The sequence below is a fragment of the Gimesia aquarii genome (genome assembly GCF_007748175.1).
GTDB lineage: Bacteria > Planctomycetota > Planctomycetia > Planctomycetales > Planctomycetaceae > Gimesia > Gimesia aquarii_A.
Window position 1 is genome coordinate 1,798,275 of record NZ_CP037422.1, and the last position, 15,252, is coordinate 1,813,526.

Annotated in this window: 11 protein-coding genes; 4 read left to right on the forward strand and 7 right to left on the reverse strand. The window is 45.8% G+C overall.

The window, feature by feature from the left end:
* Positions 1 to 198: 198 nt before the first annotated feature.
* From V202x_RS07140 to V202x_RS28050, 3 genes are read right to left on the reverse strand one after another with little or no spacing between them, the layout of a single operon-like run.
* The gene (locus V202x_RS07140) at positions 199 to 1,053 is read right to left on the reverse strand and encodes a hypothetical protein (RefSeq protein ID WP_145172521.1); all 855 of its coding nucleotides are present in this window, start codon (positions 1,051 to 1,053) and stop codon (positions 199 to 201) included.
* Entirely contained in the window at positions 1,054 to 2,298 is a 1,245-nt protein-coding gene (locus tag V202x_RS07145) for a class I SAM-dependent methyltransferase (protein WP_145172523.1), read from the reverse strand. It lies immediately after the preceding gene.
* Positions 2,273 to 3,424, reverse strand: a complete 1,152-nt coding sequence (locus tag V202x_RS28050) for a prepilin peptidase (protein ID WP_145172525.1) — start codon at positions 3,422 to 3,424, stop codon at positions 2,273 to 2,275. Before V202x_RS28050 ends, V202x_RS07145 begins: the two co-directional genes overlap by 26 nt.
* 664 nt (positions 3,425 to 4,088) lie before the next feature.
* Between V202x_RS28050 and V202x_RS07155 the strand changes: the two genes are divergently transcribed.
* Complete coding sequence (locus V202x_RS07155) at positions 4,089 to 5,618, forward strand: hypothetical protein (protein ID WP_145172527.1); 1,530 nt, start codon at positions 4,089 to 4,091, stop codon at positions 5,616 to 5,618.
* A gap of 16 nt (positions 5,619 to 5,634) precedes the next feature.
* On the opposite strand, the gene V202x_RS07160 is transcribed toward V202x_RS07155, so the two are convergent.
* From V202x_RS07160 to dxr, 3 genes are all read right to left on the reverse strand, one after another.
* The gene (locus V202x_RS07160) at positions 5,635 to 6,075 is read right to left on the reverse strand and encodes a hypothetical protein (protein ID WP_145172529.1); all 441 of its coding nucleotides are present in this window, start codon (positions 6,073 to 6,075) and stop codon (positions 5,635 to 5,637) included.
* A 176-nt stretch (positions 6,076 to 6,251) separates the two neighbouring features.
* Positions 6,252 to 8,279, reverse strand: a complete 2,028-nt coding sequence (gene rseP / locus V202x_RS07165) for an RIP metalloprotease RseP (RefSeq protein WP_145172531.1) — start codon at positions 8,277 to 8,279, stop codon at positions 6,252 to 6,254.
* Entirely contained in the window at positions 8,270 to 9,415 is a 1,146-nt protein-coding gene (gene dxr, locus V202x_RS07170; protein WP_232098897.1) for a 1-deoxy-D-xylulose-5-phosphate reductoisomerase, read from the reverse strand. The genes rseP and dxr overlap by 10 nt, the downstream gene beginning before the upstream one ends.
* A gap of 399 nt (positions 9,416 to 9,814) precedes the next feature.
* Between dxr and ftsH the strand changes: the two genes are divergently transcribed.
* On the forward strand, positions 9,815 to 11,884 hold the full coding sequence (gene ftsH / locus V202x_RS07175) for an ATP-dependent zinc metalloprotease FtsH (protein WP_232098898.1): 2,070 nt from the start codon (positions 9,815 to 9,817) through the stop codon (positions 11,882 to 11,884).
* Entirely contained in the window at positions 11,881 to 12,471 is a 591-nt protein-coding gene (locus V202x_RS07180; protein WP_145172535.1) for a TIGR00730 family Rossman fold protein, read from the forward strand. The genes ftsH and V202x_RS07180 overlap by 4 nt, the downstream gene beginning before the upstream one ends.
* Positions 12,472 to 12,487: 16 nt before the next feature.
* Here V202x_RS07180 and acpS read toward each other — a convergent pair whose 3' ends face one another.
* Positions 12,488 to 12,898: a holo-ACP synthase gene (acpS, locus tag V202x_RS07185; RefSeq protein WP_232098899.1), complete on the reverse strand. Its 411-nt coding sequence runs from the start codon at positions 12,896 to 12,898 to the stop codon at positions 12,488 to 12,490.
* Positions 12,899 to 13,056: 158 nt separating this feature from the next.
* On the opposite strand from acpS, the gene V202x_RS07190 reads away from it, so the two are divergent.
* Complete coding sequence (locus tag V202x_RS07190) at positions 13,057 to 15,042, forward strand: redoxin domain-containing protein (protein WP_232098900.1); 1,986 nt, start codon at positions 13,057 to 13,059, stop codon at positions 15,040 to 15,042.
* The last annotated feature ends 210 nt before the right edge of the window (positions 15,043 to 15,252 follow it).

Here is a 15,252-nt window from a genome sequence, read left to right on the forward strand (position 1 = left end):
TCTATAGCGTGTTACCTATCGATCACGATACTAGAAAGCAGGTATGCTGAAGAAGCTCGGAAGGTCCTGATTTTTAAAAGTATCTTAATTATTAAGTTACCAACAGGTGGGTCAGTTTGCAAGTTTTTGTTGAAAACGCAGCAGAAAACAGACCAATTATACCAGAAATGCGAACCGCTCTTTTTTGTGAGCTTCGCGTTATTCGCCCTCAATGCGTAAGGCGGAAATCTGAACCTGATCAGAGTGCGCAAGAAAACTCAAAAAGCATTCTTTTCCGGACTGTTGGGCTGGTTGCGCGCAGGTTAAGACACGTTGTTTCCCGACACTCACCACGAATCGATTGCCGGTGCCAACAAGTCGGATATCCACTGATTCTGGCTTTGACTTGTCCAAAATCAACTTTGCGGATTTGAGTTTTTGGAATGCATCCTTTACGACTGCAGAAGCTTCCACAGCATCAGCTTGAAAATGAATCGCGCTGGTTACGAGAACTTTGTCGGGATCTGTCGGATCTCTCGTGAGCAGCTGTAAAGTGAAAGCGGGGAATTTGTTTTCTACTTCCACACGAAAACTGACACTAATTCTTTTATACGGACGCAAAAACGTTGCAGCAGAAAATTGATTGGCAGTGGAACTCATTCCGTCTTCCTTAAACTGCCAGCCCTTATTTTTCCAGAACAATTTATAAAATGGATTTTGCCAACTCGTGGATGTGAGCTCGCCTTCCTCGACTGTTTTTACATCGGGCAAAAGTGGCCGTCGATTCACGGTTTGTGTGAGCACGAGTTCTGTATCAGGTTGAGGCGTTACTGGATCCAAAACAGGAATCGGAGTCTCTTTAAGCCATTCTGCATCATGAGCTTGAGCTGATGAATGATGTGGTTGTCTCAACTCACCCGACTGTTCACTTCTGGACTGCGCGGCGCGTTGTGAACGATTTTGAATCTTGTAAATCAGGAACGCTGAGACTGTTATGATAAAAACAACCAGCACAACTCCCGGTTTGATTCGTCTCACTCTTCGACTATGGTTTTCAGATTCCTCTGAGATCATTTAATCGGTCCCGTCTTTCCTTGACGTTGTACACAATTCCTGAAACGGTTTTCCCAAAGTTTGTTCAAGGTAAAATGAGTGAATTCCAAATTGCGCCTTTAATGCCTGATACTGCTCCACCGCTTTCAAAAACTCAACCTGACTTAATGCCGCGTGACGTTTGACTGCTTTGATCAGAATATTTTTAGGCGTATGTTCGGTATCGATGAATTCTATCACCTGAGTCCGATATCCGCAAATTTCTAACACCTGTGCCCGTAAAGCATCTGTAACCAGCGCGGCTGTTTTTTCTTTCAGGATTCCATGTTGCAGTAATGAGTCGATGCGTGTGTTAGCGATCTGTTGGAAGATTTCATGCTGGCAACAGGGAACCGCCATAATCACGGAAGCCTCTGACCTGATCGCATTCGCAAGGGCAGCATCGGTGGCTGTGTCACAAGCATGAAGCGAAATGGAAAGGTCGCATTTGCTGGCACCAGCGTCAAACTGGGATATATCACCCGTTTGGAACGAAAGTCCCTGACAGTGCAATTGATCGGCGATATTCTGACAATCTTCAACCACAGATTGCTTCAGGTCCAAGCCGAGAATGTTGACATCACGCTGCAAGACTTCCCTCAATAGATAGTGTGTTGCAAATGTGAGATAACTTTTACCACAACCAAAATCCAGAACATTCAATTTGCCCGTTGCGGGAAGAGCTGGAACAATATCATTGACGAATTCGAGATAACGGTTGATTTGTCGAAACTTTCGGTATTGAGCAGATTTCACTTTCCCTGCGGGTGTCATCACACCAATCGCTTCTAGAAAATCACAGGGAGTTCCCTCAGGAATCAAATAATGTTTGGTCCGATCATGGGCTGCAGCTTGTATGAGGTCGGCTTTCGTGGGCGCCTGTTTTTTCAGACGAATCGTTCCCTTGGCAGATTTTTGAAAATGATAGTCGGCTGCTTGCGTATAGAGATAACCTTCCCGAAACTGATTTGACCATAGTTCTGTAACTCGCTGAATCATCTCAGCGAGAAGCAGATTCTCGTGTACTTCCTGCTGCCCTCTGGAAAGAGCGACTTGAAAATGAGGCTTCTCTTTAATGGTGACAGGACGTACTGATAACTTTTTCCAGGCAGACGAATTTTTCTCGACTGGTTTACTCAAAATCAACTGAATGCAGGCACCGTCTTTAAGTGCTTGGATCACCTCAGTCGGTAATGTTGACTCAAGATGTGATGGTCGATGTTTCATCGAATGGAATTGGATCCTGTAAAGTCTCTTGGAATTCTCGGTTGTGATAAATGTGTTGCGCAAAACCAGTCAGAATTGGAATCGCAGTAATCTGTGCTCCCATAAAAATGAGGTAAAACGAAGTTTCCATATCATGTGAAAGCACTGTGAGATATTTCCCCAATAACATTTGCATTGCTAATGCAACCACAAGAAAAGTGGAGGCAGGCAACCTGTAATATTCCGAACGCTGGTTCCTGCTGAATAACTCAGAACAGGCTAAACAGAAAGCGGCCAGAAAGCCGACCGTTATCACCTGCTGCCAACCTAAGTAGAGCCCGATCAAAATTAATAGAAAAAACGTCTTTGGTTGAAAAACGCACTTTGATTTTTCTTTTTGCAACAGAAAAGGCCAGGTAAACAAAAAACCGATAATCATCCCATATACGAGCCCACACCCTAGAGTGATGAGCGTCTGCTTTTCAACGCCCCAGTGCAAAGAACTGTGATATGTTGTCTTTGTGAGAACTACCTCATTAAGAACTACAGAAACGGAATCAGGTTGTACCGAGATCACAGCAGGAACCGGATGCAATTCTGGAATGAACGCGCCAATCAATATGCCAAATAAGAAACACCACAGCAACAGTCGACGCGGAATGGTCTGGCGATCAAACTGAATATAAGCAGCAGCAAGTACAACGACAAACAAATAACAGTAATAAACATAAAGGGCGATCAGATCCCAGGTCCGTCCCATGATGATTTGATACGCGCCCCACTCACGGTTGGGAAATCGATAAGGCAAAAAGCGACCTCCCGAATATACTAACGACCAATAAAGTAGCAGAAAAAAAACGCCAACCAGGACTTCCACAATCGGATAGCGAATCGAAATTGGTGCCTGACAATTTCGGCACCTTCCCTTGAGTAATAGCCAACCCAGAATAGGAAGGTTATCTCGAGTAGAAATCGGTGTTTCACACATTGGACAACGGGACTTGGGTTTGGAAAGACTCAGACCCAACGGCATCCGATAAATCACAACGTTTAAAAAACTACCAATGACCGATCCCAAGACGAAGCACCAGACCGCAGTAAAAACCTCCAAAACCCACCAGTTGATACTCGCGGAATATTCTAACATCAGTTGCATTGTAAAAGGTCGATCTATCGTATCTCTTGTTTTATGAGACTGGTTTTATGTGAGCCGAACTGTTCGGGACTTCCCTTCGACACAGAGGAGGTATTTCCAGCATCAAATATTTTTAATTCTACTGTATCAACTTTATGCAAAGAGTACAGATCTGATCATTTTGCACAATTCCCTTAGTACAATAAATCCGAAAAAGCAGGCGCAAAAATACAACCATATTAATTCACAGCATCATAATTATATTCGGATCAAAAAAACATGCACCATTTTACGTAATTAGTATCTGTCAATTCCAAAAATTCGTCGAGATCCTGCTTTCTCAAAAACCCCGGTTAACTGATCTAATTACATCTACCGATAATCTATATATCTCAAATATGAGAATCCCTCAAACTTCTTCGGATACGAATCAATTCTCCCAAAACTCCATCTCCTCGTATTCGAAAGAGTCTAAAAAGAAGTGATTATTGAGACTATCTATACGGTCCCAATATCAAAGCGATGCAGATGGAGATTATGCCCTCGTTTCGCGTTTGGAAGCTTCTTTCTCCCTACGGACAGATAGAAATTTCGATCGTTATACAAGGAAACACTAAGCCTCAAAATCGTTTCCTGAACTAATCAGCATACATCTTGATTTGGAAAGAATACTGGAATGAATTCAAGGCTGACCCACCATCTTTGGATTAGATGTTCAACACTCATTGTATTCACAACCGCTATCCAAGCTGCTTGTGAGGTTCATGCAGACCCTGGACCGAAATTACTTCAACCAAACTTAAGTAGTCAACCTGTTCGTATTCTTCAAAAGAAAAAAACACAACTGCAAGCGGAAGCACCACTGGTCGCTCGCAAACCAAATCTAGGCATAGAGGCCCGTAAACCAAATTTGATAGTCGAAGATTCAAAAAACATCGCACCCGATCAAAAAACAAAAATGAAGGGAACACCCGAGCCAAAACCATTTCCGGGAATCGCTAAAAATCCAACGGCTCCCATGAAAAAACCTATGGCACCAAAAGTACCTGAAATTGTCGATCCACTTGACCGACTTGTCGATGAAGCAATTGAAGTTTCTCATCGCCGCATGCTTTCAACCAATGTGCATACTCCGTGGCAAATCGCACATGGAATTCTGGCGCTTCGCTGGGAATACACGCTCTATCAAAACAAGAAACAAGTCAGAGCAATCGACTGGATTTCCACCGGACCCAATTTTCGTGGTCGTCCCTGGTTTATTACCACTCCCAAAGGTGGCAAAGGTCACCCTTTCACTGAACCTTATGCATTTGAAGGACACCCGAATCAGTTCCTCGCTTTCTACGGAATGGCGGGTATTCCTCTGGATCACAAATTTAAAGCTGGTGAAAAAACCATTACCATTGCAGACATGATTCGCAATGCCAAAGCAGAAGTGAATACGGACGAAGAAATTACCTGGACTCTGTGGGCCTTTTCTCGCTACCTGCCCTGGAATACCGAATGGGTTAGTGACAGAGGCGAACAATGGAGTATGGAAACTCTCGTTCGTGTGCAAATGCAATCAGAGCCTACCAAGTCTGCTTGCGGAGGCACACATGGTTTGTTTGCATTAGCGAGTGCCGTGAATAATTATGTGAAGGATCAAAAACACTTAAGAGGCACCTGGCTCGAAGCGAATATGCGAGTTCGTCAATATATTGAATATGCTCGCTCAATGCAAAACCGGGATGGATCCTTCTCTGCGAATTACTTTGCCGGACCTGAATACTCAAACGATGTTAATAAGCGAGTCTCAACAACCGGCCATACTCTGGAATTCATTATGGAAGGCTTACCACAAAATAGATTGAATGAACAATGGGTTAGAAATGCCGTGACCCGTATTGCCAGAGATCTGATCGATCACAAAAAGCAGCCACTGGAACCGGGTGGAATGTATCATGCGATTGACTCACTCGTCATTTATCGCGAACGCAGCCGTCCTCAATACGCCGAAGAGCTTGACTTGCTGGCAAAACAAAGAAACTTTGCAAAGCCGGAACCTTCGACTCCGATTCCTGGTTACTCACAACAGTTTTTGAATCAGCAACAACAGAAAGCGGCTCAATATAATAATCAGTCACGATACCAGCAGTACCAGAACAACTCAAATCAATATCGGTCCCGACAAGCACGTCGTCGTTCGTTCTCTCGATTTCGATAACAGACTGACGAGAGGTTTATTCTGAGGAGTCTTTATCTTTAGACTCTTTGGGGGCCTCTTTGAGATTCCTGACCGAAGGAACCCAGGTTCGTTGTTCATCAACGATCTCGCGAATCGAATCCAGAGTGGGTGGCTTTTGCTTCCCATAATCAACGAAGCTGGAACGTTTTCTAGGTCGGGGTTGATACTCAACCTGGTCTGAGTCTTCTTTTTTCCACCAGTACCATAAACGGAGTGATTGCTGTTGAGTCTCAGGTGGTTTTTCACGAAGCAGCCATAGCGTTAGTAAGAGCACAGTGATGACACCCAAGGCGATCATCATTGGTTTTCCAGGTGGCTCACCACTGGTAACAACCACAAAAGCGCACGCTAACAATCCCCCGACGAGTGTAAACACCGTCGCTAGCCAGGCTGAAGCCTGATCTCCCGAATTATGAGGGGATCGTCCTGCTGCCATGAATGAGTTCTCCGCAGTACTACCTGTTTCAGTCTAAATGGAAAAAACGATTTCCAAAATGTTGTGTCGCACCAAACAAACTTGAATGCAGACACATCATCCAACAGGTAAAGCCATAATACTAGAATAACAAAATCATCGGCGAGGGCAAAACGAAATCTGCGAGATGGAAAAAATCAAGACAAAGCTCGCAGGAAAATGTCTAGATAAAGTACAAACAGCATCAGACCTAACACAAAAATCATTCCGACATAAGTGGCTGCGGCCAGTACTTTTTCATTGGGACGCTTGCGAGTAATCCCTTCCCAGCACAAGAACACCATATGTCCGCCATCCAGGACAGGAATCGGCAAAAAGTTCAAAACCGCAAGATTCACGCTCAGAAAACCAAGGAATAATAATAATTCGGAGTATCCCTGATGGGCGACTTCATAGGCAACAGTCGCAATCGTGACGGGGCCACTCAATTCGAGAGGGGAAACGCGCCCGGTAAACAAACTTTTCAAGGTCAGATAAATATCTTTGGCTGAGTTCGAAGTGTATCTGACACCCATTCCCAGCGCCTGTCCCATGCTGTCGGCCTTTTGTGTTTCCCGCAATAACTCTAACCTGATTCCTCGAACAGGCAATGACCATTGTTCTCCCTTTTCTTGATTGGGATTGACCCAGGGCGTCATTTTGACTTCTCGTAGTTGACGTTTATTACTGACGGTCAATTCCACAGGCCAACCCGGACGCACCTGCATCTCCCAGAACGCACTGGCCCAGTTCATTTTTTTGTCTTTATCATCGAATTCATAAGTCACTTCCGGAATATTATTCCAATCAGCGGCCGTGTCTTTGCCCGGTAGCATGATTTTGATCTTTTTGATCCGCTCATTCACCTTGATTCCTGCTTTAGCAGCGGGGCTCCCTTCTTCTACTTTCAAAACCGTTGGAATCACATGAAAGGCAATTCCAATCGATCCAACGGCTAAAGGTGTATCCGTTTTATAAGGATGTTCGAGCCAGGCAGGATTATCGATGGGAACAACATTCAAGTTCACTTCGGTAGGATCACTTCCGGCTTCTTGCCGCTTCACTACGATCGGAATAGTTTCACCTACTTTGCCTGAAAAATAGTTGGGCAACTTCAATGGATTCAAAGCTTGTCCGACATCTTGATTATCAATGTGTGTGATCTTGTCCCCCACTTTCAAGCCAGCCCGTTCCGCAGGTGACCCCTGTTGGATCGATTCAATCGGTCCAATATCCATCTGGAGTCCTAATGTACGGAAAGGATTATTTCCAACCGAAATTTCAACAATCTCTGTGGGCGGCGTTCCTTTCCGATTGACACCAATTTTTAATGTCTGGTTGCTTTTTGCTGCAAATGTCCTTTGAAGTTCGGCATAGTTTTTAATCGCTTTGCCATCAATGGTTTTGAAGGTGTCACCTCCCAAGAAACCCGGTTCTGCTTTGGCGGCTGCGGTCCCTTTACTGGCCACACTTTGTGCCGGGTCCTGAAAGACGGGAATACGCAGACTATTAGAAGGAATCGTACCTATTTGCGGCCGTGTTCCCGTTTGATCCGGAGTAATTTTGATATCAAACTTTTGACCATCCAGGTGCGTGCCCGCCATCGTGATATCACCATCGCTAAACGCACTACTACGGATGATATCCATGTAAGAACTCGTTTTTTTACCATCAATTTCTTCGATGACATCTCCTGGCTGAATCCCCGATTCCCAGGCAGGCATTCCGGGAATAGCGGCGCCGATGACGCTCGGCATCGATTCCACACCCATCCGAAAAGCGAATGCAAAGAACAACATCCCAGTTACAATATTCATGATGACGCCCGCTGAAATGATCCCCATCCTTTGATAAACGGGTTTGGCGGAATACGAACGAGGATCGAGGGCAATTTCTTCACTGGTTAACTGACTCGGATCAACATCGTCCTGCCCCAGCATTTTGACATACCCACCAAAGGGAATGATGGACAGTGCATACTCGGTCTCGCCATATTTGAAGCTGTAAATAATCGGTCCAAAGCCAATACTGAACCGCTCGACTTTTACATTGCACCACTTGGCAACGGCGAAGTGCCCTAACTCGTGAAAGAAAATCACCAGACCCAGCCCCAAAGCAACCATGGCGATGTTGATAATTTTGCTTGTAAATGTTCCTAACAACAGGCTGCTTAGCTCTACTTCCACTTTTTTATCTCCTTGCGAGCCCACTCATCCAGCAGAAACAGTTCTTCCAGAGTTGGATTGGGATCGAATTGATGGGACTCTAAAACTTGTTGGCAAGAGATCGCAATATTGCAAAAATGCAATTCGCCCGCCAAAAAACGTTCAACCGCCGCTTCATTAGCCGCATTTAATACCGCACCACAGGTTCCCCCCTTTTCTGCAACTTCGTATCCGAGTTGCAATGCAGGAAACGCTTCCCTGTCGGGCGGTTCAAAGGTTAGTTCAAAAGACTGACTCCAGTCCATCGGAATATTTAAGCCTTCTCTCCTATCAGGATACGTAAGTGCGTACTGAATGGGAAGCCTCATATCAGGTGGCGAAAGCTGAGCGATCACCGAACCATCCACAAATTCCACCATCGAATGCACAACCGATTGAGGGTGCACAACAACTGAAATCTGCTCTGCTGACAGATTAAATAGCCACTTTGCCTCAATAATCTCCAAAGCTTTGTTCATCATCGTCGCAGAATCGACACTGATTTTCGGCCCCATATTCCAGGTAGGATGTGCGAGCGCTTTTGCAGGCGTGACTTCTTTTAGCTCCGCTGGAGTCGCCCCTCGAAAAGGGCCCCCACTGGCTGTCAAAACCACTCGTTTCACATCTTTAGGATTTCCTGCCTGCAACGCCTGGAAAATTGCATTATGTTCACTATCTACTGGTATTAACGTCGCCTGATTTTGTCTTGCAAGCTCCATAATCAATGGTCCTGCAACCACTAACGTCTCTTTATTCGCAATACCTACAGTTTTACCCGCCTCGACTGCTGCCCAGGCTCCTCTTAAACCAGCCGCTCCCACAATTCCACAGATCACAATATCCACGTCATCTGAAGATGAGGCTCGTTCAATCTCATCAGCACCGAAGAGAACTTCGGTTGCATTAGAAAAAGAATCTCGCGTCACGACCGAACTCAACTTGGGATCGCTGATTACAGTCCACCGTGGGTGAAATTGTTGGGACTGCTTAGCTAACTGCTGCCAACTGCTATGGGCAGTAATCGCCGTTAATTGCATTTCCTCTGAGTGGGAGGCAATGACATCGAGAGTATTCGTACCAATCGAACCGGTAGACCCAAGAACGGCTATTCGCTTCATTCGACCCTGTTTTCTCATCTTCAGTCGGTTAAATTGACTGTTTCATCGATTTTATTAGAGAGCGGAAAAAAGACATTCTTCGGTTCGATATTTTGCCTAACCACCAACGAATCCGCATTTTAGGCGTAATAATTAAACATGACAAGGGGCATTCCTCACTCAAGAGGCCCTTTTCAGATAGTGATTTGAGCTGAACCTGGATTTCTCGTAAAAACGTGTGATTGACCCCTCTGGCGAAACGACATACATTAACTATAAAGCTAAGATGCATTCCATATGAAGAATCGTGCTGCTTCAGATACGGTTTCTTTCCAGGGATTTCGTTACCTAACTTTTTGTTACGTGCGTATTTAAGATAAATCACGAGACGAACGCACTACTCAGAAAAGAACTTTTTCTATGCCAAACATGGATTCCGACAATCAGAACAGAAAAGAACGTCCTTCCTCATCTGACCAGCCTCCTAAAGGTGATGGTCGCCGACCTGAACCCAAAGGGGCCAAAAATAATGTGCTCTGGTATCTGGTTGTAGGTGGATTGATTCTGGTGATTACCCTTTCGGTGGTTTCGAATAACACGAAAGGAGATAAAATCAAATTTGGAGACTTCGTCAAAGGGCTTGACGATGGCAAATATAACAAGACCAACGTTCATGAATTGAAATTCGGCAGTGACTATATCGTATTTCAGGATCAGCCTAAACCAGAGTCTCCTGATAAAAGTTCATTACCGGAAACCACAAAGAAGTTTTACATTCCTGTCTGGGGGATTCCTTCCGAAGTCCGTGCCCAACTGCAATCGAAACTCGAAGCCAAGAATATCATTGTCGATTCTGAAAGCCGTCCATCGGAATGGGAATCACTGATTGCGGTTTTATTCTTTCCCATCGTACTTTTAATTTTTGTGATCTATCTGTTTCGACGTATGGGGGGCGCCGGTTCTCCCATGTCCTTCGGCCGCAGCCGTGGCCGCATGTATGCACAGGAAGATATCGAAGTTACCTTCAATGATGTCGCAGGCATCGAGGAAGCTGTCGAGGAACTACGTGAAGTCGTTGAGTTTTTAAAAACACCTGCCAAGTATCAGGCACTCGGCGGTCGGATTCCCAAAGGTGTTTTATTAGTAGGGCCCCCCGGCACCGGTAAGACCATGCTTGCCAAAGCGGTTGCCGGCGAAGCGGGTGTTCCCTTTTTTGGCTTGTCAGGTTCTGACTTTGTGGAAATGTTCGTCGGTGTGGGCGCTGCCCGCGTGCGAGACATGTTCCAGCAAGCCGCTCAGAAATCACCGGCCATTATTTTCATTGACGAGTTAGACGCGCTTGGCAAAACACGTGGCAGTGGAATGCCGGGCGGCCATGATGAACGAGAACAAACACTCAATGCCCTATTAGTTGAAATGGACGGGTTTGGTTCCGATCAGAGTGTTATCGTCATGGGCGCGACTAACCGTCCGGAAACATTAGATCCCGCCTTAATGCGTCCGGGTCGATTTGATCGACATGTACTCGTCGATCGGCCCGATGTGCGAGGTCGCGAAGCCATCCTTAAAGTTCACAGTGTCAAAGTGAAAATGGATGAAACGGTTAACCTGCAACACATTGCCAAAATCACACCTGGGTTCGTGGGCGCAGACCTCGCTAATCTCATCAACGAAGCAGCCTTGCTGGCTGCCCGAAACAACAAAGACGCCGTCTCGATGCTCGAATGTGAAGAAGGAGTCGAACGAGTCGTGGCCGGTCTGGAGAAATCAACCAGACTGATTCATGAAGATGAGAAAAACCGTGTTGCCTATCACGAATGTGGACATGCTCTGGTTGCCTGTTCGTTACCAAACGTTGATCCGGTTCATAAAATTTCCATTGTTCCCCGTGGTTTGGGTGCACTGGGTTATACATTACAGCGCCCTGAAGAGGAGAAGCAGCTTGTCACGCAAAGTGAGCTGGAAAGCCGTATTTGCGTGCTTTTGGGTGGTATTGCCGCGGAAGAAATTATTTATGAAGAAACCTCCACAGGAGCCCAGAACGATTTACAACGCGCCACAGATATGGCCCGTCGTATGGTGACGGAGTTTGGAATGAGCCCCAAATTGGGCCGCGTGCATTATAGCGAAACCCGTCGATCCCCGTTCCTCGGAGATTCACAGTCATCAGCGGAAAGCGTACACAGTGAAAATACCTTACGTGAGATCGACCTGGAAATCAGACGCATTATAGATCAATGCTCCAAAACCGCTTATGAAATTCTGGACGAACGCCGTGAGTTATTAGAACATCTCACCCGAGAGTTACTGGAATGCGAAGTGATGGACATGGAGCAGCTTCAGTCCATTCTGCAAGAACACCAACGTGGACCTCAGATTAAACCCGGTACCTTTGTGGAAAATGCACCCGAGGGAAAAACGGGCGATGATCAGGAGAACGAAGAACCTCAGGCCGAGAATGACCAGTCAGCCGATGGAACCGGAGCATGAGCACGCTGAAAAGCATCTGTGTCTTTTGTGGTTCAAAATCGGGAAATGACCAGCTGTATCAGCAGGCAGCAATCGAACTGGGCCGCAGCATGGCACAGCGGAACATCACGCTGGTCTACGGAGGGGGGAGCATTGGTTTAATGGGCGTGATTGCCGATGCCGTTCTGGAATCTGGTGGCAACGTGATCGGTGTGATTCCCCGACAATTGGCAACCAAAGAACTACTTCATCCAGGCGTGGAAGAAATGTTGGTTGTCGAAGATATGCATACCCGCAAAGCGAAGATGTCAGAGTGCTCAGACGCCTTCATTGCCATGCCTGGCGGCTTTGGCACATTGGAAGAACTGTTCGAAGTGGTCTCCTGGGTGCAATTGGGAATTTATTCTAAACCGATGGGCATACTTAACATTGCCGGCTTCTACGACCCTTTATTAACTATGGTTGAACATTGTATCGAAACGGAATTTATCAAACCCAAATACCGGGAATTGATCATTGCCAATGAAACTGCCGAAACGTTGATCGATCATTTGGAACGGCATCAACTTCCCGTGATTGAAAAATTCCTCGACCCCGAACAAATCTAATCTCAACTGGTGGGATCTAACTCATCTTGCCTAGAGCGATAGCCGTGGCGGTCGCAAATTCACGACTGTGTGAAATCGTAATTAGAATTTCATCGACCCCCATTTCCTCAGCTTGACGCTCTACGCCCCCTGAAATGACGATCGTTGGTTTGCCACTTTTCAGATTAATGACTTCGATTTCTTTCCAGCCAATCCCCTTAATGAAGCCGGTTCCCAGCGTCTTCATCACCGCTTCTTTCGCAGCCCAACGTCCCGCATAATGTTGCTCTTTATTTTTCTTGGAGCCACAGTATTCGTTTTCGACCTCAGTGAACACCCGATTGAGAAATGTATCGCCATGACGCTCAATCATTTGACCGATACGTGAAATCTCGATGATATCTGTCCCCAATCCCACGATCACTGGTGCACACTTACCTCTGAACACATAAGTTTTCGCCCATGTGTAGTTCTTTTTAAATTTTATATGAAACTTGAAACATAGGTACTACTACTAGGGTACTTTCCTCTAGTGTGGAGAAACCGTTTCGACATAAAATGAGAGAATGTCATTAAATATGAGTTGAAAGAGGAGTTCAAGGTCGAATGCAACGCTTCTGTTATCTAATTCTGGGTTTCATGTCCGCCATTCTGTTCACAGGAACGGTATTGGCCGAATCAACTGATTCTCTTCTCGGAAAAAAAGTAGAGAACTTTAGTCTCAAGGATTTTCGAGGTAAAACCGTTCAACTGAGTGACACGAAAGACCAGAAACTTGTCGTGATCGCCTTTATGGGAACAGAATGCCCACTAGCGAAACTCTACGGTGGTCGGTTACAAAAACTTTCCGCTGCTTATTCTAAACAAGGCGTCACGTTCATCGCCATCATGTCCAACCAGCAGGATTCGCTCACGGAAATTGCCGCCTATGCGCGGAAACATAAAATTACATACTCTGTACTGAAAGACGCTGGTAACCGTGTCGCGGATCAAATCGGTGCGAAACGGACACCCGAAATATTTGTCCTGGACCAAGACCGCAAAATCCGATATCACGGTCGAGTTGATGACCAGTATGGTGTTGGTTACATCAGAGATGAACCGAAACGTGAAGATCTGAAGCAGGCGCTGACTGAGTTACTCGCAGGAAAACCCGTCAGTGTGGCATCAACGGAACCTGTTGGCTGTTTTATTGGGCGCGTTCGAGAACCGGATGCCAACAGCAAAGTCACTTATTCGAATCAAATTGCCCGTATCTTTCAGAAACATTGCGTGGAGTGCCATCGCGCAGGTGAAATTGCCCCTTTTGAGCTCACCGATTATCAGGAAGTCGCTGGCTGGTCGGAAACCATTGCAGAGGTCGTTCGTGACCAGAGAATGCCTCCCTGGCATGCAAGTCCTAAACATGGAACATTCGCAAATGATCGCAGTTTGAGTAAAGCAGAAAAAGAACTCATCTATCAATGGGTTGAACATGGTTCTCCGGAAGGGAATCCGAAAGACCTGCCAGAGCCACGAACATTCGTTTCTGGTTGGAAACTACCCCAGGAACCAGATGAAGTTTATTATATGGACGATAAGCCTTTCACCGTTCCTGCACAGGCAGGTAAACGTGGTGTGAAATATAAATACTTCACCGTTGATCCTGGGTTTACGGAAGATAAATGGTTGGCAGGCGCCGAAGCGCTGCCCGGCAATCGTGCTGTCGTACACCATATTCTCGTATTCGCCCGCGCTCCAAAAGGTAAACGCGTACGTGTCTTTGGCGAAGGTGACCAGTTCCTCGTTGGTTATGTTCCCGGTTCCCGAGAAGTCATGCTACCCAAAGGTATGGCTAAAAAAGTACCCGCGGGTTCTAAATTAGTGTTTCAAATGCATTACACCCCCATTGGTACCGAACAATTAGATCGCAGTAAAGTTGGTCTGGTCTTTACTGACAAATCCAAGGTCACACATCAAGTCGTGACGGCACAAGTGATTAATGAACAATTTGTGCGTCGCAAATTTTCGATTCCCGCCAATGATGATCATTTTAAAATTGAAGGAACCTCTCCCGCCAATGATCGTAATGCGCTGCTCCTGGGCTTTATGCCGCACATGCACCTGCGGGGAAAGTCGTTTCGTTATGAACTCCGAAAAACTCCTGATCAGCCCGGCGAAGTATTGATTGACATCCCTGCCTTCGACTTCAACTGGCAAACAGCTTACAAAATTCAGAAACCAATTCCACTTGAAGTTGGTGATTACATCCACTGTGTAGCGCACTTTAACAATTCAGACAGTAATCTTTCAAATCCAAATCCGAACGAAGCGGTCTCCTGGGGCGATCAAACCTGGAACGAAATGATGATCGGATATTTCAACGTGGCAATTCCTATCGAAAATGCAACAGTCGAAAGTGAATACAAGTCTGTTGCCTTCAAACTCGTTCGCCGCCGCGATAAAAATTCCAATGGCAAATTGGAACAGTCTGAAGTTCCACTGCGCGAACTTCCCCTCTTCTTTAAAGCAGATCAAGATAAAGACGCCATCGTGACCGTCGATGAACTCGCCACGATGATCGAAAAATCTCAAACCAAGAAAAAGGATTAGTTGGTGCTTTCACCTATAAGCACTCAGCATCCCTTTCTGCGCTCTTCTTAATAACACAGCATGCACTGTGGTTTTGATAAAGGATCCTTTAAAACATTTGGTCAATTTAGATTAATTTCGGTTGATTAGAGGTTTGAATACTGATTAGTATTGATGTCCTCATGATGCGGGGGGGCACTACCCACATCGCCAGACCAGACAAATAGCTAA